At 61.0% G+C, this 20,778-nt stretch carries 10 protein-coding genes; 1 reads left to right on the forward strand and 9 read right to left on the reverse strand.

The window, feature by feature from the left end; all coding sequences use genetic code 11:
- Positions 1 to 20: 20 nt before the first annotated feature.
- The 8 genes from lplT to ACR8BN_RS16875 form a co-directional block, all read right to left on the reverse strand.
- A complete protein-coding gene (gene lplT / locus ACR8BN_RS16840; RefSeq protein WP_031592067.1) occupies positions 21 to 1,211 on the reverse strand; it encodes a lysophospholipid transporter LplT in 1,191 nt (396 codons plus the stop codon).
- Positions 1,208 to 3,358, reverse strand: coding sequence for a bifunctional acyl-ACP--phospholipid O-acyltransferase/long-chain-fatty-acid--ACP ligase (aas, locus tag ACR8BN_RS16845; protein ID WP_064704906.1), 2,151 nt, complete (start codon positions 3,356 to 3,358; stop codon positions 1,208 to 1,210). Before aas ends, lplT begins: the two co-directional genes overlap by 4 nt.
- A 90-nt stretch (positions 3,359 to 3,448) precedes the next feature.
- Positions 3,449 to 4,837 carry an efflux transporter outer membrane subunit gene (locus ACR8BN_RS16850; protein WP_069025751.1) on the reverse strand — a complete coding sequence of 463 codons (1,389 nt, stop codon included), beginning with the start codon at positions 4,835 to 4,837 and terminating at the stop codon, positions 3,449 to 3,451.
- 3 nt (positions 4,838 to 4,840) lie between these two features.
- Positions 4,841 to 7,942 carry a multidrug efflux RND transporter permease subunit gene (locus ACR8BN_RS16855; protein ID WP_434747150.1) on the reverse strand — a complete coding sequence of 1,034 codons (3,102 nt, stop codon included), beginning with the start codon at positions 7,940 to 7,942 and terminating at the stop codon, positions 4,841 to 4,843.
- Positions 7,939 to 11,160: an efflux RND transporter permease subunit gene (locus ACR8BN_RS16860; RefSeq protein ID WP_434747151.1), complete on the reverse strand. Its 3,222-nt coding sequence runs from the start codon at positions 11,158 to 11,160 to the stop codon at positions 7,939 to 7,941. Before ACR8BN_RS16860 ends, ACR8BN_RS16855 begins: the two co-directional genes overlap by 4 nt.
- Complete coding sequence (locus ACR8BN_RS16865) at positions 11,157 to 12,368, reverse strand: efflux RND transporter periplasmic adaptor subunit (RefSeq protein ID WP_163793492.1); 1,212 nt, start codon at positions 12,366 to 12,368, stop codon at positions 11,157 to 11,159. The genes ACR8BN_RS16860 and ACR8BN_RS16865 overlap by 4 nt, the downstream gene beginning before the upstream one ends.
- A gap of 419 nt (positions 12,369 to 12,787) precedes the next feature.
- Positions 12,788 to 14,527 carry a penicillin-binding transpeptidase domain-containing protein gene (locus tag ACR8BN_RS16870; RefSeq protein WP_163841463.1) on the reverse strand — a complete coding sequence of 580 codons (1,740 nt, stop codon included), beginning with the start codon at positions 14,525 to 14,527 and terminating at the stop codon, positions 12,788 to 12,790.
- Between the two features lie 279 nt (positions 14,528 to 14,806).
- A complete protein-coding gene (locus ACR8BN_RS16875; protein ID WP_434747152.1) occupies positions 14,807 to 17,080 on the reverse strand; it encodes a molybdopterin guanine dinucleotide-containing S/N-oxide reductase in 2,274 nt (757 codons plus the stop codon).
- 190 nt (positions 17,081 to 17,270) lie between these two features.
- Here ACR8BN_RS16875 and galR point away from each other — a divergent pair, with 190 nt between their 5' ends.
- Positions 17,271 to 18,272 carry an HTH-type transcriptional regulator GalR gene (gene galR / locus ACR8BN_RS16880; RefSeq protein WP_010251726.1) on the forward strand — a complete coding sequence of 334 codons (1,002 nt, stop codon included), beginning with the start codon at positions 17,271 to 17,273 and terminating at the stop codon, positions 18,270 to 18,272.
- Positions 18,273 to 18,305: 33 nt separating this feature from the next.
- Here the strand turns inward: galR and ACR8BN_RS16885 are convergent, their stop codons facing one another.
- On the reverse strand, positions 18,306 to 20,678 hold the full coding sequence (locus tag ACR8BN_RS16885) for a beta-N-acetylhexosaminidase (RefSeq protein ID WP_434747153.1): 2,373 nt from the start codon (positions 20,676 to 20,678) through the stop codon (positions 18,306 to 18,308).
- Between the last annotated feature and the right edge of the window lie 100 nt (positions 20,679 to 20,778).

The raw sequence follows: 20,778 nt of genomic DNA on the forward strand, positions 1-20,778 counted from the left end.
GGAGAGAGGCGGTGAATCGCTTAACGCTTAGCCGGTCGCCACAGCCACAGCAGCGCTATCGCCAGCGCAAACAGCACGCCAAAACCGACGCCCGTCGCCACCGCAGGTGCACCCGCCTTGATCGCCAGCGTATAGAGCCCCAGCATGATCAGCATGGCGCTGTTCTCACCCAGATTCTGCACCGCAATCGCATTACCTGAACCGACGCTCTCTTTGCCCCGCGCCTGCAACAGCGCATTCAGCGGCACCACAAAGAAACCGCCCAGCGCGCCAATCAGCATCAGCACCAGATAGGCATTCAGCAGAGAATGCTGCAGCGCGAAGACGACGACCATCACACCAATCAGCACACCGGCTGGCATACAGCGGCGCACCGTTTCAAGCGTCACCAGCTTCGCCGCCGCCGCCGCCCCAATCACGATGCCAATCGCTACCATGGCATTCAGCGTGGTCGGCGTGGTGTTGTCACTGATGCCCAGCGCCACCGGCACCCACAGCACCAGCAGAAAACGCAGCGTCACGCCTGCACCCCAGAACAGGCTGGTGCCGAGCAGCGAGAAGCGCGTCTCCGCATCACGCCATAGCAGCGCGGCGGCACTGAAAAAACTGCGTGCCATCATACCCAGTTGCCAGCTCTGACCGGGACGCGCCGCCTGCAGTTTCGGGATAAACAGGTTGGCTACCACGGCAATGCCGTAGGTCAGCGCACAGATCCCCAGCGCCGCCAGCAGATGCCAGTCAGCCAGCATCCCGCCCGCCACTGAGCCGAGCAGAATGGCGGCGATGGTCGAACCCTCCATCAGCCCGTTGGCTTTCACCAGCTTCTCGCCGTGGGTGATCTCACCGAGGATGCCATATTTAGCCGGAGAGTAAGCGGCTGCGCCCGCGCCCACCAGGGTATAACCGAGGAAGGGATTAAAGCCGAAACAGATCACCAGCGCGCCCAGCAGCTTCAGGCTGTTGGCGAGCATCATCACCCGCCCTTTTGCCATGCTGTCCGCGACCTGACCGACAAACGGTGCCAGCAGAATGTAGGCTGCGACAAAGAGCATCTGCAGCACCGGCTGACTCCAGTCGGGATAGAACTGGCTTTTCAGCACGGCCAGCGTGGCAAACAGCAGCGCGTTATCGCCGAAGGCCGAAAAGAACTGGGCGATAATCACGGCGATCATGCCGCGTGACATCAGCGGCGCATTACGATCAAGGCTCATGCCTGCTCCTCTTCCGCCATTTTTTTCAGCGTGACGTAATCGGGTTTACCGCTGCCCAGCTGCGGCAACTGCTTCATCACCCGGATATCACGCGGCAGCGCCAGTTCTGGCGCACCCAGCTCGCGGGCCGCTTTCTGCAGGTTGTCGCGCGCCAGTTCAGCGTCGGTGGTGAACAGCACCAGTGCCTCACCACGCTGACCATCCGGGCGCAGCGAGGCGGCATGCTGTTTGTCCGGCGACGCTTTCAGGGCGATCTGCTCGACGATCTCCAGCGACACCATCTCACCGGCAATCTTCGCGAAGCGTTTGGCGCGCCCCTGAATCTGGCAGAAACCGCCGTCATCAAAGCTGACGATATCACCCGTGTCATACCAGCCCGCTTCCTGATTGCCTTCACCATCGTCGGCGACCGGCACTTCCAGCACGCCTGGATTCTCAACCCGCAGATACCCTTTCATCACGTTCGGCCCACGCAGCTGCAGCCGTCCGCCCTGCTCAATGCCCGGCACCGACATCAGCCGCGAATCCATGCCCGGCAGAATGCGTCCGACGGTGTGCGCCTTCGCCGCCATCGGCACGTTAATCGCGACCACTGGCGCGCATTCGGTTACGCCGTAGCCTTCAAGAATGCGAATGCCATACTTCTCCATGTAGAGCTGACGGGTGTTCTCCTGCAGCTTCTCCGCCCCCGCCACCACATAGCGCAGGCGGGCAAAATCATAGGGCGCGGCAAAGCGCGCGTAGTTGCCGAGGAAGGTCGAGGTGCCAAACAGCACGGTGCAGTTGCGGTCATAGACCAGCTCCGGCACGATGCGATAGTGCAGCGGGCTGGGATAGAGGAACACCTGCGCGCCGGTCATCAGCGGCGTAAACAGCCCGACGGTCAGACCAAATGCATGGAACAGCGGCAGCGCCGACATAAAGCGGTCGCGCGGGGTGAAGTCGGCGATGGTGCGGATCTGTTCAACGTTTGCCAGCAGGCTTTTATGTGAGTGTACGACGCCTTTGGGATTGCCTTCCGAGCCGGAGGTAAACAGTACCATCGCGGCGTCTTCCGGCTGCTGGGGCAGCTGCGCGCGATGCGGCATCAGCAGATGGGTGACGATCCACAGTTTGTCTTTACTGGTCACGGTATCTTTCAGATCTTCCAGATAGATCCACTGCACATCATCGAGCCCCTGCGGCAGATGCCACAGGTTGCCTTTGTCCAGGAACTGGCGCGACGTGAAGACCGTTTTGATCTGCGCGGCGGTCAGTGCCGCCCGCATGCCGTTCACGCCCGCCGTATAGTTGAGCATCGCCGGAACACGCCCACGCAGTGTGGCCCCGAAAATCGCCGCTGCCGTGACGGTGGTATTGGGCAGCAGCAGTCCTACCACCTCGCGCGGCTGGCTGTAGCGCTCCAGAATACGACCCACGCCCAGCGCCTTCTTCAGCAGTCCGTTGTAGCTGTCAGGTTTGAAATTGACATCTTCGATGCAGCGCTTAAACGCGCCATAACGCGTACGCGCCGCCAGAAACGCCTCAAACAGGGTTTCACGCGGACGCACCGCCATGCGTGCTTCCATCATCACATGGTGCAGATGCTCACCGGCCAGCACGCGCCGATCGCGCGCCCGTTTCGCCTCCGGCATCGGAATGCGGGTGGCGGGCAGAATCGTCAGGGTGATGCGCGGGAACAGGCGACGTTTAAATACGCCCGCCAGACGGCCAAACGGCGTGTACTCTGCGCCTTCAATGCGCATCGGCACCACATTCGCGCCCGAACGCGCCGCGACAAAACCCGCCCCGCTGTAGATCTTCATCAGCGATCCGGTGACGGTAATGCGTCCTTCCGGGAAGATCACCACCGGACGGCCACTGTCGATCAGCCTGACCAGCTGTTTGAGCGCCATGGGTTTGGTGGGATCGAGCGGCACATAGTCGATAAAGGGTTTAACCAGCCGCATAAACCAGCTTTCGCTGATGGTCGAATAGACCGCATAGACCGGCTTAATCGGCAAAAATAGCGCCAGCAATATGCCGTCGAGAAACGACATATGGTTCGGCGTGATCAATACCTTCTGCTTATGCAGTTCGGCGACGTCGCCACGCAGTTCGACCCGCCATAACAGGCGAAATATCAGGCGCAATAGTGTGAAAACCATGCCGGCTCCTTAGCATCGTGAAAATAGCCCCTCACGATGCAGGATTTGACGCGGTTCGACAACAGAATTATCGGTAACCTGACGCCGCCTTCAGGGTGCCTGCCAGCCACCGCCCAGCGCGGCAATCAGCGCCACACTGCTGACCCACTGCGTGCTCTGCAGCGTCAGCAAACTCTGCTGCGCACTCAGGCGGCTGTTTTCGGTGGTCGCCACATCCAGATACGTAATCATGCCCGCCTCATACTGCAAACGCGTCACCCGCGCCGAGGTCTGCGCCGCGTCGGTGGCGCGCTGCTGCGCGGCGATCTCGCCCTGCAGCGTGTTCAGCTCCACCAGCTTATCTTCCACCTCCTGCATTGCGGTCAGCACCGTCTGACGATAGGTCGCAACGCTGGCATCCCAGCCCGCTCGTGCCTGATCGACCTGTGCCGAAGTCGCACCAAAATCCAGCAGCGTGCCGCTCAGCTCCGGCCCCAGCGACCAGACGCGGTTCGGCAGCGAGAAGAGCGAATGCAGCACGGAAGAACTGACGCCACCGCTGGCGCTCAGGGTCAGGTCGGGATAGTAACCGGCCACCGCCACGCCCACTGCGGCATTGGCCGCGGCCATGTTACGTTCGGCGTAAGCAATGTCGGGACGGCGCTGCAACAACTCGCCCGGCAGGGCTGCCGGTATCGCGGGCAGCGTGGCCGTCAGCGGCGCGGCGGTCAGGCTGAATTCAGCGGGTGCTTTGCCGGCCAGCAGCGCAATGGCGTGCTCCATCTGTGCGCGCTGCCACTGATAATCCTGCGCCGAGGCGCTGGCGCTCTCCAGCTGCAGTTGTGCCTGAGCCAGGGTCGCACGCGACGCGGTGCCCGCCTGATACTGGCTGGTAATCACTTTCAGGTAGCGCTGATAAGCATCAACGCTCTGCTGATAGAGCGCGATTTTCTGATCCATGATGCGCAGCTGGAAATAGTCCTGCGCCAGTTCAGACTGGGCGCTCAGGGTAATATTGGCCAGTTCCGCCGCGCTGGCCGAGGCGCTGGCGCGGTTCTCCTCCAGCGTGCGTCGCAGTTTGCCCCACAGATCCAGCTCCCAGCTGGCACTCAGCTCCGCCTGATGGCTGCTGCTGGTAGTGCGAACGCTGCTGTCAGTCGCGTGGCTACCGCTGCGCGTCGCGCTGCCGTCATAGCCCAGCGAGGGGAACAGCGCCGCGCGTGACTCACTCGCCAGCGCCTGTGCCTGCCGGTACTGCGCGGCATAATTCGCCACGTTCTGGTTCGAGATGCTCACCTGGTTCAGCAGGCCGCTCAGGGTGGCGTCGTGATAAACCGCCCACCATTCGCCTTTGCTTTGCGCATCAAGCGGCGTCGCCTGCTGCCAGCCTCTGGCCTCTTTATAGTGGACCGGCATCACCATCGCGGGGCGCTGATAGTCGGGACCGACGCTACAGCCGCCCAGCAGCAGCATCACAACAAAGGGGATAAGCGGTTTCATGGATCAGGATTCCGTAGGGCGCAGACGACGCCATTGACGTTGAGTGGCACGGCCCAGACGATCGAGCCAAAGATAAACAACCGGCGTGGTAAACAGCGTCAGCAGCTGGCTGAGCGCCAGTCCGCCCGCGATAGCGATGCCCAGCGGGCTGCGCAGATCGGCATCACCGCCGCTGCCCAGCGCCAGCGGCAACGCGCCGAAAAAGGCGGCCAGCGTGGTCATCATGATGGGCCGGAAGCGCATCAGGCACGCCTGGGTGATCGCCTGCTGTGGCGACATGCCCTGCCGCCGCTCCGCGTCGATGGCGAAATCGATCATCATGATGGCGTTCTTTTTCACGATGCCGATCAGCAGGATGATGCCAATCAGCGCGATTACCGTGAGCTGCGTGCCGGTCAGCAGCAGCAGTAACAGCGCGCCGACGCCCGCTGACGGCAGGGTCGAAAGAATGGTCAGCGGATGGATGTAGCTCTCATAGAGCACGCCGAGGACGAGATAGACTGCCGCCAGCGCCGCCAGAATCAGCCAAGGCATGGTCGCGGTCAGCTGAGAAAAGGCGGCGGCGGTGCCGGCAAAACCGGCGTGAAGGGTCGATGGCAGGCCCAGCTTCGCCATCGCCTGTTTTATCAGTTCCTGCGCCTGTTCCAGTGACACCCCCTCGTTGAGATTAAACGCCAGGGTGCTGGTAGCGGCCTGGCCCTGATGCGCCACCGACAGCGGCGCGTTGCCGCCGCTGAAGCGGGCAAAGGCGGAGAGCGGCACGCGGTCACCGCTGTCGTTAATCACATAAAGCTGCTGCAGCGTCTCAGGATTGGCGGTGTCGCTATCCTGCAGTGACATCACCACGTGATACTGATTCAGGGTGTGATAGAGCGTGGCGATCTGCCGCTGGCTGAACGCATTGTTCAGCAGCGTATCCAGCATGTTTACGTTGACGCCCAGCCGGGTGGCGCGATCACGATCGATGGTCAGCTCCACCTCCTGGCCGCCGGTCTGCGAATCGGAGTCCACGCTGTTGAGCTCGGGGAGCGCCGCCAGCGCCGCCTGCACTTTCGGCGTCCAGGTGCGCAGCAGATCGAGATCGTCCGCCTGCAGACTGTACTGATACGTGGCGTTGGCGCTGCGTCCGCCAATATGCAGGTCCTGTGCCGCCATCAGGAACATCTGCGCCCCGGCGATGTGACTGGTTTTGCGCGTCAGCCGGTTAGCCACCTCGGTGGCGGTCGCATCGCGCTGATCAAAATCTTTAAGCCGCACAAAGAAGTTGGCGCTGTTGCGGGAGCCAAACATCCCGCTGCCCATCGACGACATCACGCTCTCTACCGCCGGATCTTCCTGAATGATCTGCGTGAACATCAGCATTTTCGGCTTCATCGCCTGGAACGAGATGTTCTGATCAGCGCGCAGCGCACCCATCAGCAGCCCGGTATCCTGATTGGGGAAGAAGCCCTTCTGCACCACGACGAAGAGAAAAACATTCAGTAGTACGGTCAGCAGCAGGCTGAGCAGCGTCAGTTTCTGATGGCGCATCACCCAGGCCAGCCCGCGCCCGTAGGCGGCCAGCAGGCGATTCAGCTGGTTTTCAATCAACTGATAAAGCGGATGCGGCCGCAGGCTGACGGGCGGTTTCGGTTTCAGCAGCCGGGCGCAGAGCATCGGCGTCAGGCTCAGCGAGACAAACAGCGAGATCAGCAGCGACACGGTGAGCGTCACGGCGAATTCGCGGAACAGCCGCCCGACAATGCTGCCCATCAGCAGGATCGGGATGAACACCGCGATCAGCGACACGGTCATCGACAGCACAGTGAAGCTCACCTCCTGCGCCCCGCGCAGTGCTGCCCGCAACGGGCTCAGCCCGCGCTCAATGTGACGGGTGATGTTCTCCAGCACCACAATCGCATCATCCACCACGAAGCCGGTGGCGATAATCAGCGCCATCAGCGACAGGTTATCCAGGCTGTATCCCAGCAGATACATCACCGCGCAGGTGCCGATCAGCGACACCGGCAGTGCCAGCGCCGGAATGATCACCGCCTGCAGATTGCGCAGAAAAATAAACACCACCGCAATCACCAGCAGCACCGCGATCAGCAGCGTCTCTTCGGTGTCATACAGTGAGGCGCGCACGCCGGGTGAACGGTCAACCACCACCTTCAGCTGGGTGTCAGCGGGCAGACTCTTTTCCAGCTGCGGCAACTGCGCTTTTATCGCGTCTATGGTTTCCAGCATGTTGGCACCCGCCTGACGTTTGATACCGATCATCACCGCCGGTGTGGCATTCAGAAACCCCGCCTGATAACGATCTTCCACCGAGTCATAGACCGTGGCGACGTCGCGCAAGCGCACCGCCTTGCCCTGCTGATAAGTGATGATCAGATCGCGGTAGCTGGCGGCCTTCTCCAGCTGGCCATTGCTGTCCACCAGCCACGACTGGTCACTGCTCTGCAAAATCCCTTTGGGCAGATTGGTGGTACTGTTGGCGACGGCGGCGCGCACCGTCTCCAGCGAGATGCCGTAATGGGTCAGCTTCAGCGGCTGCAGATCAATCCGCACCGCCGGTAAGGCGCTGCCCATCAGTGACACTTCGCCGACGCCCTGTACCTGCCCCATCGCCTGTTCGATTTTGCTCTCCGCCAGATCGTAGAGTTCGCCTGGCGTGCGGGTGGCAGAGGTCAGCGCCAGCATCACTATTGGCGCGTCTGACGGGTTGGCTTTGCGATAGGTCGGCAGCGAGGCCATTGCGCTGGGCAGCAGACTGCGCGCCGCGTTGATTGCCGCCTGCACGTCGCGCGCCGCGCCATTGATATCGCGGTCCAGCTCAAACTGCAGGATGATGCTGCTGGAGCCCTGCGAGCTGCTGGAGGTCATCTCACTGATACCGGCAATCTGCCCCAGCGAACGTTCCAGCGGCGTAGCGACCGTCGCCGCCATGGTTTCCGGACTGGCGCCTGCCAGGCTGGCGCTGACCATGATGGTGGGGAAATCGACCTGCGGCAGTGGTGCTACCGGCAGCAGCCGGTAGCCCAGCGCGCCCAGCAGCAGGATCGCCAGCGTCAGCAGCAGCGTCGCCACCGGACGAAAGATAAACAGCCGGGTCAGATTCATTGCCCGCTCCGCGCCCGCTGCTGACGGCGTTTCACCCAGGCGTGGCCGCGCTGCGCCAGCCCATCAAACAGGAGGTAGATCACCGGCGTGGAGAAGAGCGTCAGCACCTGACTGACAATCAGCCCGCCGACAATCACCAGCCCCAGCGGCTGACGCAGCTCTGCCCCGGAGCCGGAGGCCAGCATCAGCGGCAGCGCACCCAGCAGCGCCGCCATCGTCGTCATCAGAATCGGGCGGAAGCGCAGCAGGCAGGCCTGATGAATTGCGTCGCGCGCGCTGAGCTGCTGATGGTGTTCCGCCTCCAGCGCGAAGTCGATCATCATGATGGCGTTCTTTTTCACGATGCCGATCAGCAGGATCACCCCAATCAGCGCAATCAGGCTGAATTCGGTGCCCGCCAGCAGCAGCGTCAGCAGCGCGCCCACCGCCGCCGACGGCAGCGTAGAGAGGATGGTCACCGGATGGATAAAGCTTTCGTAGAGGATGCCGAGCACCACATACATGGTGATCAGCGCCGCCAGAATCAGCCACAGCGTGTTGCCGGTGGCGCTCTGAAACGCCGAGGTTTCCCCCTGATAACGCAGCGTGGTGCTCTCCGGCAGGTGCAACTGCTGCTGCACCTCGGCGATCGCCCGCTGCCCATCCTCCAGCGAGTAGCCCGGATTAAGGTTGAAGGAGATCATCACCGCCGGGAACTGATTCAGCCGCATGTGCATCAGCGAACCGGTGCGCTGGTGGATAGTGGCGATAGAAGTGAGTTTGACCATGCCGCTGCTGGTGGTGCTGGTGTCAGAGGCTGAAGTGGACGTCGACGAAGACGAAGATGTTGACGAAGACGTTGACGCTGATGAAGTCGTGCTGGTGGATGATGACGCCGAACTGCTGCTGCCAGACGATTGCAGCCAGACATCATCAAACGACGCCGGACCCTGCTGGTATGCCGGAGCCACTTCCAGCACCACCCGATACTGATTCGACTGGGTGAAGATGGTCGAGACCAGCCGCTGACCAAAGGCGTTATAGAGCGCGGTGTCCACGTCCGAGGCAGTAATGCCGAAGCGCGCCGCTTTATCGCGGTTCAGCTCAACGTAAGAGACGCGCCCCTGATCCTGCAGGTTACTCACCACGCCATTAAATTCGGGCCGCTGCTGCAACGCCGCCACCAGTTTCGGCGACTCGCTGACCAGATTTTCACTGTCGGCATCATCGAGAGTGAACTGATACTGACTCGGCGAGACCTGATCGTTGACGGTGAGATCCTGCGCCGGTTGCAGATAGAGCCGGATGCCCGCCACATCGGCGGTCGCCTGTTGCAGTTGTTTAATCACCTCATCCGCTTTCACATCACGCGAGCCAAACGGCTTCAGGTTGATCTGCAATCGTCCGCTGTTAAGGCTGGTGTTGGTGCCGTCGATGCCAATCGTCGATGAGACGCTCTCCACCGCCGGGTTTTTCAGGATCCGCGCCGACAACGCCTGCTGGCGCGTTGCCATGGCGTTAAACGAGACGTCCTGTGAAGCGACGGTAATGCCCTGAATCAGCCCGGTATCCTGGGTCGGGAAGAAGCCTTTCGGCACCATCATGTAGAGCAGCGCCGTCAGCCCGAAGGTGGCCAGCGCCACCAGCAGCGTCAGTTTCTGATGGTTCAGCACCACGGTCAGCAGCCGGTCATAGCCGCGCACCAGGGTGTCAAAAAGCTCGCCGCCCTTGCGGGCAAACGTCGACTGCTGTTCGGGCGGAATATGGCGCAGCAGATATGCACACAGCATCGGTGTCAGGGTCAGCGACACCAGCATTGACACCAGAATCGCCACCGCCAGCGTAATCGCGAACTCCCGGAACAGTCGCCCGACCACATCGCCCATAAACAGCAGCGGGATCAGCACCGCAATCAGCGAAAAGGTCAGCGAGATGATGGTGAAGCCAATCTGCTGTGAGCCTTTCAGCGCCGCCTCCATCGGTGACTCGCCCTGCTCCAGCCGCCGGGAGATGTTCTCAACCACCACGATGGCGTCATCAATGACAAAACCGGTGGCGATGGTCAGCGCCATCAGCGACAGATTATTCAGGCTGAAGCCCGCCAGATACATCACCCCAAAGGTGCCGACCAGCGACAGCGGCACCGCCACGCTCGGGATCAGCGTGGCGGCCACGTTGCGCAGAAACAGGAAGGTCACCATCACCACCAGCGCAATCGACAGCATCAGCTCAAACTGGACGTCGCTGATCGAGGCGCGAATGGTCTGGGTGCGATCGGAGAGAATGGTCATCTTCACCCCCTCCGGCAGCGCCGCCTGCAGCGCGGGGAGCTGCGCCTTGATGTTGTCCACCACCTGGATGACGTTCGCGCCCGGCTGACGCTGCACGCTGATCACAATCGCGGGCTGGTTGTTGGCCCACGCCGACTGGAAGCTGTTTTCCGGGCCCTGTTCGATATGGGCGATATCTTTCAGGCGCAGCGCCGCGCCATTCTCATAGCTGAGGATGAGGTTGCCGTACTCGGTTGCGGTGCGCAGCTGGTCGTTGGCGTCGATGGTCACCGAATGATATTTACCGTCAAAGCCGCCTTTGGAGCCATTGACGTTGCTGTTGCCAATCAGCGTATTTACCGCCTCCAGCGTCAGATGATGCGCCGCCAGCGCCTGAGGATTCATCTGCACCCGAATCGCCGGCTGGTGGCCGCCCGCCAGCGTCACCATCCCGACGCCGGAGATCTGCGACAACTTCAGTGCCACCCGGGTGTTGACCAGATCCTGCACCGCGGTCAACGGCAGCGTGCTGGAACTGGCCGCCAGCGTTACCACCGCGCTGTCCGCCGGATTAACCTTTTTGTAGGTCGGCGGATTGGGCAGGTCGTCGGGCAGCAGGTTATTCGCCGCATTGATCGCCGCCTGCACCTCCTGTTCGGCGACATCCAGCGACAGATCGAGGCTGAACTTCAGGGTAATGATCGACGAGCCGCTGGAGCTGGTGGAGCTCATCTGGCTAAGCCCCGCCATCTGCCCTAACTGGCGCTCCAGCGGTGAGGTGACCGACGACGCCATCACATCCGGGCTGGCACCCGGATAGAGCGTGGTGACCTGAATGATCGGATAGTCGACCTGCGGCAGCGCCGAGGTTGAGAGGAATTTCCAGGCAAAAATGCCGGCGATCAGCACACCGACCATCAGCAGAATGGTGGCGACCGGACGCAGGATAAACAGGCGTGACGGGTTCATTTCGACACAGCACCCGCAGCGGCGGGTTTCTCATCGGCCAGCGACACTTTGCTGCCGCTGGTCAGACGATCGATCCCTTCCGTCACCAGCCGATCGCCCGGCGAAACGCCGCTGAGGATCGCCTGCTGATCGTCTCCGAAAGCGGGACCGGTGGTGACCGCTTTGCGCGTAACGCTGCGATCCTGATTGATCACAAAGACAAAGCTGCCGTCGCTGCTCAGCTGCAGCGCCTGGGCCGGGATCACCGTCGCGCCTTTCAGCACCCGGATCTGCAGCCGCAGATTCACAAACTGATTGGCAAACAGCGACTCATCCTGGTTGGCGAACACCGCTTTCAGCGCCACGGTGCCGGTGGCGGTGTCGATCTGGTTGCTGATGAACTTCACCTCGCCGCTGCCGAGCTGATGCTGGTTGTCCTGATCATACAGCGTGGCGGGCAGGCTCTGCCCCTGATGCAGCACGCTGACCAGCGTCGGGATTTCGCTTTGTGGCACGCTAAAGGTCACGGCGGCGGGCTGCATCTGGGTAATAGTCACCAGGCCGGTGCTGCTGGCACTCTGAACCATGTTGCCGGGATCGACCTGACGCAGGCCGACGCGCCCGCTGATCGGGGCGGTGATCCGGGCATATTCAATGCTGAGTTTCGCACTGGCGATCTGCGCCTGATCGGCGGCGACGGCACCGCGATACTGCCCGACGGTGGCAATCTGGCTGTCCAGATCCTGACGCGCCAGTGCATCCTGCGCCGCCAGTTTGCGGTAGCGCGCCAGCGTCAGCTCTGCACTTTTCAGCAGCGCCTGGTTTTCGCTGAGTTCGCCCTGATACTGGTTCAGCGTGGCCTGAAAGCTGCGCGGATCGATCTGCGCCAGCAGCTGCCCGGCGCTGACTTTCTGCCCCTCGGTAAAGAAAACCTGCTCCAGCTGGCCGTCAACGCGGCTGGTCACCGTGACGCTGGCGTTGGGGATGACCGTGCCGAGTGCATTCAGCCACACCGGCACATCCGCCGTGCTGGCGACACCGCTGTGAACCAGCGTCGCCCCTCCGCCCATCATGCCATGCGCACCCGGTCTGCCCGACGGCATCCCCTCGCCCGGCCCGTGACCCGCCGACAGCAGACGCCAGATAACCCCAGCGATAATCGCCATCACCAGCAACAGGAGCAGCCATTTAAGCCCAAAGGAACGCGCGGGGCGAGAAAGGTGAGTCATCGTCGAACTCTTCAGATAAGCAAAAAAGAAATCCCGGAACGTGCGGAATGCGGCAGTGAGCGGCGACGAGCAAAAAAGCGCCAGGCTTCACGGCGGCCATTATCAGTGAAAGGCGACGCGCCTTTCTATTGGCAAACTGTCAGGGTTTCGTTAAGAACGATGTTGATTTAGCGGGGGTTTTTACAGCGGTAACGGCAGGCTCAGGCGAGCAGGCAAAAAAAACCCACGCATCTGCGTGGGTTGGTGTAATAACAGGGTCTCACTGCCGAAGCGGTGTTGTTTTCACACCCATCAATACCTCTGGGACTGCTATCCTCGCACTGATTGACCGCGCGGAGACAGCAGGAAAACGCAACCGAATTCGGGGAAGTGCAACGAGGTGTGAATATCCTTCACGCCTCGCTTACACTCTGATTTTTCTAAGATTTATCTGAAGGGGTGGCGGCCGGTTTGGTGTAGATGGCATCCGGTGCAATATTCATGTGTTTCAGTACCGGTCCCATGATATTGCCAAACACCGGTGCAGCAACCGAGCCACCGAAGTGATCGCCCGCCGTCGGATGGTTGATCATCACCACCAGTGCCACTTCAGGATGGCTGGCGGGAGCGAGACCGGCGGTGTAGTTGACGTAGCCGCCATCATACTTGCCGCTGGTGCCCATTTTTTCCGCCGTACCGGTTTTGGTTGCCAGACGGTAGCCCGGCACCGCGGCTTTTAGCCCGGTTCCGCCCGGCAGGACATCACTCTCCAGCATGTGCACCACCTCTTTCACCGTTTCCGGGTTGGCGACCTGGCGTCCCATGACCGGTGGCGTAACGCGGGTGATCGACAGCGGACGGTAAATGCCATAGGAGCCGAGCGTGGCGTATTCGCGGGCAATCTGCAACGGCGTCACACGCAGGCCATAGCCAAAGGAGAAGGTGGCCCGCTCGATATCTGCCCAGCGGGTGCGGTGCAACGGAAAGTAGCCGACACTTTCGCCGGTCAGCCCTAAGCCGGTCGGTTTGCCAAGGCCGAACGCATGATAGGTGTTGACCAGCGCTTCGGCGGGCATCGCCAGCGCGAGGTGTGACACGCCGATGTCGCTCGATTTTTGCAGAATGCCGGTCATGGTCAGACGCGGCCAGTGGCCGACGTCGCGGATCAGGTGGCCGTTAACGCTGTAAGGCGTGGTGTCGATCACCGAATCCGGGCGCACCAGGTGGCGCTCCAGCGCTTCCATCACCACTAACGGTTTGACGGTCGATCCCGGTTCGTAGCTGTCATTGATGGCAGAGTTACGCATCTGCGCGGGCGTTGCCCCTTCATAGTTGTTGGGGTTGAACGACGGATAAGAGGCCATCGCCAGAATCTCGCCGGTGTCGATTTTCACCAGCACGGCTGCACCGGAGTCCGCCTTGTTGATCAGTACGCCGTCGCGCAGTTTGCTGTAGAGCGTGTACTGGTCATATTTGTCGATGCTGAGCTGTACCGTCGGCGGCTGGGTCGGCGGCTGATAGTTGATCATCGCGATGATATTGCCCGCGGCATCCTGCCGATAGACCTCTTTGCCCGGCTCGCCCTGCAATACTTTATCAAAGCCCTTTTCCAGTCCGTTCAGGCCGACGTTATCCGCCCCGACGATGCCGATCAGCGGCGCAGAGGCCTCGCTCATCGGATAGAAACGGCTGTCATCATAGACTTCACTGATGCCTTTCAGCTTCAGCTCTTTAATATCTTTGGCAATGCCCAGTTCGACTTTACGCCCCAGATAGAGGAAGCGACGTTTCGGGTTGGCGGTGATCTGCGCCGCCAGCTCTTCGGGGCGGGTGTTGAGCGCCGCCGCCAGATAGGCCCATTTGGCACTGGTAAAATCGGGGTTGCTCTCCAGCACGCGCAGCGGATCGGCAATCACGTCGCGCGACGGGACGCTGAGCGCCAGCGCTTCACCGTTACGATCCAGCAGCGTGCCGCGACTGGTCGGCAGCGTCACGGTACGCAGCGATCGCTGATCCGCTTCGTGCTCCAGCATCGGCTGATTCAGGAACTGCAGGTCCGCGACGCGCGCCAGCAGCACCACCAGACAGGTCGTGACGCCCAGGCAGATCAGTCGGAAACGAAAAGGGTTAAACGGCGCTTTTATCTGGTCTTTTCCCAGTAGTTTTTTAATCCGGGGCATGGCATTCCGCTGCGCAAAATAAAGAGAAAGGGGCTGGTGCCAGCAGTTATAAAGAAAGCGCTGACCGTATAACAGGAAAACTGTGTATCAGTTCGTTATCGGCAGCCGATTTCTGGCAAAAAAAAACCTGCGCATCTGCGCAGGTTGGTGTAATCAAGAAAATCTATTGATGTTCACCCATCAATACCTCTGGGACCCTGAATGTAGCAAGAGGGATCGATCGGCTGCCATCTCTCAAACGCAACAGTTACCGGCAAAATGTAACCAGCCATGAGATCCTTACGCTATTGTGCAATCCTGATGTTTTTTGATTTCCACCAGGCAGCTCATGGCGTTTGGCCCCTGCGTCAGCGACGAGGTGCCGATGTCGAGCGTCAGCACGTTGGGGTTACCCGCGCGATCGTGCGGCTGCCACGCCTTGCCAAAGCCAGGATCAAACCAGGCGCCGGTGGCGATAATCACTACGCCCTGCGTCACGCCATCGGTGATCCGCACGCCCGCCAGCATCACGCCGCGTGCGTTGCTCACCTCTATCTCGTCGCCCTCCACCAGCCCGCGCGCGGCCGCATCCTGCGGATGCATGTAGAGCGTTTCGTGTCCGGCGGTTTTATTGCCCTGCACCGTTTCTGTAGCATCCAGCTGACTGTGTAACCGGTCGGAAGGCTGAATCGAGATCATGTGCAGCGGATAGTCGCGGCTGACCGGCGAACCGAGCCACTCCTGGGGTTCACGCCATTCCGGATGGCCGGCGAAATCGTCCAGCTGGTAGTCCGCAATGGTCTGGCTGAAGAGCTCGATTTTGCCGCTGGCGGTTTTAATCGGATTGGCCTGCGGATCGGCACGGAAATCATCCATAAACTGATAGGGTTTGCCCCCTTCGGGGATCTCCACAAAGCCGCGCTGCCAGAACTCTTCAAACGACGGGAAATCGATGCCTTTACGCTGATGCGCCGTCGCACACTGCTGATAAAGATGGGCGATCCACTGCATCTCGTTGCGCCCTTCGGTGAAGGTATCGCGGTAGCCGAGGCGCTCCGCCAGGTCAGCAAAAATATCGAAGTCGTTACGCGCCTGATGCTGCGGTTTAATCGCCTGATGCATCGCCAGCACAAAGCGGTCACGGGAGGAGCCGCCGATGTCATTGCGCTCCAGCGTGGTGGTCGCGGGCAGCACGATGTCCGCCATCTGCGCGGCGGGTGTCCAGACGATATCCTGCACCACGACCGTATCGGGCCGCTGCCAGCCCTCCACCAGCCGGTTAAGCTGCTGGTGATGGTGGAAAGGATTGCCGCCCGCCCAGTGCACCATGTGAATGTCGGGATAGTGCAGGGTTTCGCCCTGAAAGCGGTAAGGCTGGCCGGGATTGAGCAGCATGTCGCTGATCCGCGCCACCGGAATCGACAGCCCGGAAGGATTGGGGCCGGTGCTCATCATCGGAGCCGGACCTTCCTGGCGCGGGTTGCCGACGCTGTTCATCGAACCGTGACCAAAAGAGAAACCGGCGCCCGGCAAACCTGGCTGGCCGAGCATCGACGACAGCGCAATCATCATCCAGTAAGGCTGCTCGCCGCGATGAGCGCGCTGAACGGAATAGGAGCAGGTAATAAAGCTGCGCTTGCCGGTGAGCTGCTGCGCCAGCTGCACAATGCGATCGGCGGGGATGCCGGTGATACGGCTGGCCCAGCCGGCGGTTTTCGCCACGCCGTCGGTTTCGCCCAGCAGATAGGCGCGCAGCTGCGGCCAGCCGGTGCAGTGGCTGGCGAGAAACGCTTCGTCAACCGTGCCGCGCTGGGTGATCTCATGACCCAGCGCCAGCATCAGCGCCACGTCGGTGTTGGGGCGAATCGGAATCCACTCGGCGTTAACAAATTCCGGGCAGTCATCGCGCATCGGGCTGATATTGATCACCGGCGTGCCTTTGGCCGCCAGCTGCATCAGCGCCGGTTTCAGGCTGTGCTGCCCTGCGCCCCCCGAGGCGACCTGGGCGTTTTTAAGCGCCAGCCCACCAAATGCGACAAAAATTTCGGCATGTTCCACCACCTGCGGCCATTCGGTGACGCGCCCGGTCAGCGGCATGTAGGTGCCAATCACATAGGGCAGGAAGAATTGCGCGGCGCCCCAGCTGTAGTTACCCTGCTGATCAACGCCGCCGCCGCCCTGAAAGTAGAAGCGACGAATCAGGGTGCGGGCATGGTTAACACGTCCGGCCGATGACCAGCCGTAGGAACCGTTGAAAATGCCCGATGCGCCATAGCGCTCGCGAATGCGGCGATTCTCCTCCGCCACCAGATCCAGCGCGGTTTCCCAGTCGACGGCAACAAAATCTTCCCGGCCACGCAGCGTACGATCGCTTTTTTCGCGTGACTTCAGCCACGAGCGCCGCACCATCGGCTGACGAATGCGTTTGTCGGAATAGACCAGTTCAGGAATGGTGTGGATCATCGGTGACGGATCGGCATCGGCGAAGAAAGGTTCGCAGCCAATCAGACGATCGTTTTCAGTGACGGCGGTAAAGGCGCCCCAGTGCGCCAGATGTGGCACTTTGGTTTTCATCGTTGTTTTTCACGGTAGCCAGGTGGGAGATTGAGCATAGCATGGTGCGACGCCTCAGCAGAAGACGTGCAGCAGTGACCGTTTTTACCCCTTTTTGCGACGACGCTGGCATTCTGTCGGGTTGATGTGTCCGCCCTTTTCCGTAACACTGATGCGATGTGTAAACGTTTTCCCCAAAGCAGGTCAACGCATGGCTACCATAAAGGATGTTGCGCGACTGGCTGGCGTTTCTGTCGCCACAGTCTCCCGTGTAATCAATAATTCTCCCAAAGCCAGCGACAGCTCCCGACAGGCCGTAGGTCAGGCGATGGAGCAGCTTCAGTATCACCCGAATGCCAACGCACGTGCGCTGGCGCAGCAATCAACCGAAACGCTCGGCCTGATTGTCGGTGACGTCTCCGATCCCTTTTTTGGCGCAATGGTTAAAGCCGTGGATGAGGTGGCAGGTGACACCGGTAACTTTTTGCTGATTGGTAACGGTTACCATAATGAGCAAAAAGAGCGGCAGGCGATTGAACAACTGATGCGTCACCGCTGCGCGGCGCTGGTGGTTCACGCCAAGAAAATCCCCGATGCAGAACTGGAAGTGCTGATGAAGCAGGTGCCTGGCATGGTGCTGCTGAACCGACTGATAAAAGGCTTTGAAAAGCGCTGTATCGCGCTCGACGATCGCTACGGCGCCTGGCTGGCGACCCGTCATCTGATCCAGCTTGGCCACCAGAATATCGCCTTTATCTGCTCGACCCACACCATCTCCGATGCAGAAGATCGCCTGCAGGGTTACTACGATGCGCTGAAAGAACATGGCCTGCCGTGCAGCGATCGGCTGGTCACCTGGGGCGAACCAGATGAAGTGGGCGGTGAGCAGGCGATGACGGAACTGCTGGGTCGCGGCAAGAATTTCACCGCTGTCGCCTGCTACAACGACTCAATGGCCGCCGGCGCGCTGGCGGTGCTGAGCGATAACGGCGTTCGGGTGCCGGAAGAGATGTCGCTGATCGGCTTCGATGATGTGCTGGTTTCACGCTATGTGCGACCGCGCCTCACCACCATCCGCTATCCGATTGTCACCATGGCGCAGCAGGCGGCACAGCTTGCGCTGGCGCTGGCCAACAATCAGCCGCTGCCGGAAGTGACCCACATGTTCAGCCCGACCCTGGTGCGCCGCCACTCGGTCAGCGGCCCGGCCTGAGGACGCTATGGCCGGTTTATCCGGCCGCAGCGTTTACTGAAAGGCGCGCAGCAGCGTCTCCAGCGGCCTGACCAGCGCAATCACTGTTTCATCCTGTACCTCTGCGGCGGCATCCAGTGTCGCACGCATCTCCGCCACTTCACTGGCACCAAACGCCTGATTGCGAACGTAAGCATTAACCAGCGCGAGGCCCATGGCGCTCAGCGCCTCGATCTGCTGCACGCTCTGTGCCAGCGGCTTCAGCGTTGCACTGGCGTTAATGATCGGCAGCACCGCGCTGGTGTTAGCCTGCCAGCGCTGCAGCGGCGCGCGAACCGCAGAGGCGGCAGCCGGATTATTACGATTGGCGATTAACACGGCGACCTGCTGCTCCAGCTGACGTACCGCCTCACTCTCAGCGGGCAGTACATCTGCCAGCCGGTTCAGGGGTTCATGGTAGTCGTAATGGCCCGCCTGAAACTTGAGATGCTGACGCGTGTAGTATTGCGCCGGTTCCAGCACCTCGGCCAGAACCCGCAGTGGGGCGATGTCATGCCCACTGGCTAGCCGCATCATCTGCTGCTCCGTCTGCGCATGTTGCAGCGTTCCGACCGACACGCTGCTCCAGCGATCCATCGCCGCCAGCCGCGAATACATCGAGTCGGTATTGGTGACATCCTGCGCCGACCATAACCGCTCGGCCACCACGAAGGCGCGCGGCCACAATTTGGTATCAATAATCTGGCTGTTGATGTTTTCCGCCCACAGCGCCGCCTCGCCACCCAGCAGATTTTGCTGCACCTGCTCAGGTGTGGGCAGCGCAGGCGCGATGCCCGCAGGCGTCTGCGCCAGCCGTTGACCGCTGGTGGGATAACGCACGTTGCCTACCTCTGCATAACCTTTAAGAGCGTTCTGTTGCAGCGTGACCACCGGCTGGAACGGCCCCATCCAGCTATCCACGCTAAACCGCACCTGCTGCGTCGAGAGCCAGTTAATCTGACTGACCATCCGGCGGGCTTTGCCATCGAAGTCGATAAAACCGCGCCAGCCTGCTTCTCCCTGTATCAGCGTAAAGCTGCCCTTCACCGGGCTGCCTTTCAGCCGCGGCATGGTGAATGACCAGCTCTGCGCCTGGTCGCCTGGCCGCAGACGATCCTGGCCGTTGAGGCCCTGTGGCGTGACCTCATTGCGGTAGTGATAGCTGGCAGGCTGAGGCTGATCGAGGTAGAAACCGGTAGAGAGGATGCCGCGGTAGTTCTCTTTTGCCAGCGCGCTCAGCGCATCCTGGCCCTGCCACGACTGGATCAGAATGCTGCGCGGCAAGTCGGGATGGGCAATCTCATCCCAGCCCACCATCTGACGGTGATGGGCTTCCAGGATCTTCTCTACCCGCTGATTGAAATATGCCTGAAGCGCATGGGCATCTTTCAGATCATTGTCGCGCATAAACTGCTGGATAGTGGGCGAGTCGTTCCACTGTGTCGGATCCACCTCGTCGCCGCCAATGTGCAGCCAGGGGTCGGGGAAGATCGCCGCCATCTCACCCACCAGCGTGTCGATCACCTGATAAACCTGTTCGTTGCTGGGATCGAGCAGCGGTTTAAAGACGCCCCAGCCGCGTTCCATCTGCCATGGCCCGGGTGCGCTAATCAGCTCTGGCATCGCCACCGCCAGCGCGGACGCATGTCCCGGCATATCCAGCTCGGGCACCACACGCACCCCGCGATCGGTGGCATATTTCACGATCTCCCGCATCTGCTGCTGGCTGTAATAGTTGCCATCGCTGGCTTTCTGCTGCAACTGGGGATAGTGGCTGGAGGCGAAGCGCCAGCCCTGATCGTCGGTAAGATGCCAGTGAAAAACGTTCATTCGCGCGGCGGCGATGCCGTCGATCTGACGTTTAAGCGTCTCCACCGGCATAAAGTGACGCGCCGTGTCGATCAGCACGCCGCGCCACGGAAAGCGCGGATGATCGTGGATGGTGACGTAAGGAATGGTTGTCCCCTGTGCGCCGTTTTGTATCAACTGCAGCAGGGTTTCCATGCCGCGCATCGCGCCGAAACGGCTGGACGCGGTTAACAGCACACCGTCGCCATCGACCTGCAACTGATAGCTCTCATCGCTATCAGGCAGCGGCTGCGGATCCACCGCCTTCGCAATGACGATGCGGATAGTCGGTGCTGCCACCGGCTGGGTGGCGGGCAACAGCGGCCAGCCGGTCTGATTGCTGATGCGCTCCAGCCAGCGCGCTTCGGCATCCGCCAGATGATCGCCGGTGATTTGCAGCGTCAGCTGCGGCGTCAGGATAAGCGTGCCGCCGCTGGCGGGCTGTTCCACCTGTTGCGGCCAGGGCATCAGTGGCAGCGGACTGGCCTGGGCGATCGGGCAGAGAGCCGAGAGCAGGAGCAGAGAACGGGGTAACCACATTGGCGGGCATCCTTGTAACGTCAACGTTTTGACAGGGCAGAATGTTGATTAAAGTTGCTGCTCGCCAATCCGCCAGTGAATCCTGCAGGAAACCTGAACC

Source organism: Pantoea sp. Lu_F5_004 (genome assembly GCF_051136245.1).
GTDB classification, from domain to species: domain Bacteria; phylum Pseudomonadota; class Gammaproteobacteria; order Enterobacterales; family Enterobacteriaceae; genus Pantoea; species Pantoea agglomerans.

Bases quoted from the DNA above. Each gene is read 5' to 3' on its own strand.
- ACR8BN_RS16870 (WP_163841463.1), bottom strand. From the start codon at position 14,527: ATGCCCCGGATTAAAAAACTACTGGGAAAAGACCAGATAAAAGCGCCG.
- ACR8BN_RS16860 (WP_434747151.1), bottom strand. From the start codon at position 11,160: ATGAACCCGTCACGCCTGTTTATCCTGCGTCCGGTCGCCACCATTCTG.
- ACR8BN_RS16885 (WP_434747153.1), bottom strand. From the start codon at position 20,678: ATGTGGTTACCCCGTTCTCTGCTCCTGCTCTCGGCTCTCTGCCCGATC.
- lplT (WP_031592067.1), bottom strand. From the start codon at position 1,211: ATGAGCCTTGATCGTAATGCGCCGCTGATGTCACGCGGCATGATCGCC.
- ACR8BN_RS16875 (WP_434747152.1), bottom strand. From the start codon at position 17,080: ATGAAAACCAAAGTGCCACATCTGGCGCACTGGGGCGCCTTTACCGCC.
- ACR8BN_RS16865 (WP_163793492.1), bottom strand. From the start codon at position 12,368: ATGACTCACCTTTCTCGCCCCGCGCGTTCCTTTGGGCTTAAATGGCTG.
- ACR8BN_RS16855 (WP_434747150.1), bottom strand. From the start codon at position 7,942: ATGAATCTGACCCGGCTGTTTATCTTTCGTCCGGTGGCGACGCTGCTG.
- aas (WP_064704906.1), bottom strand. From the start codon at position 3,358: ATGGTTTTCACACTATTGCGCCTGATATTTCGCCTGTTATGGCGGGTC.
- ACR8BN_RS16850 (WP_069025751.1), bottom strand. From the start codon at position 4,837: ATGAAACCGCTTATCCCCTTTGTTGTGATGCTGCTGCTGGGCGGCTGT.
- galR (WP_010251726.1), top strand. From the start codon at position 17,271: ATGGCTACCATAAAGGATGTTGCGCGACTGGCTGGCGTTTCTGTCGCC.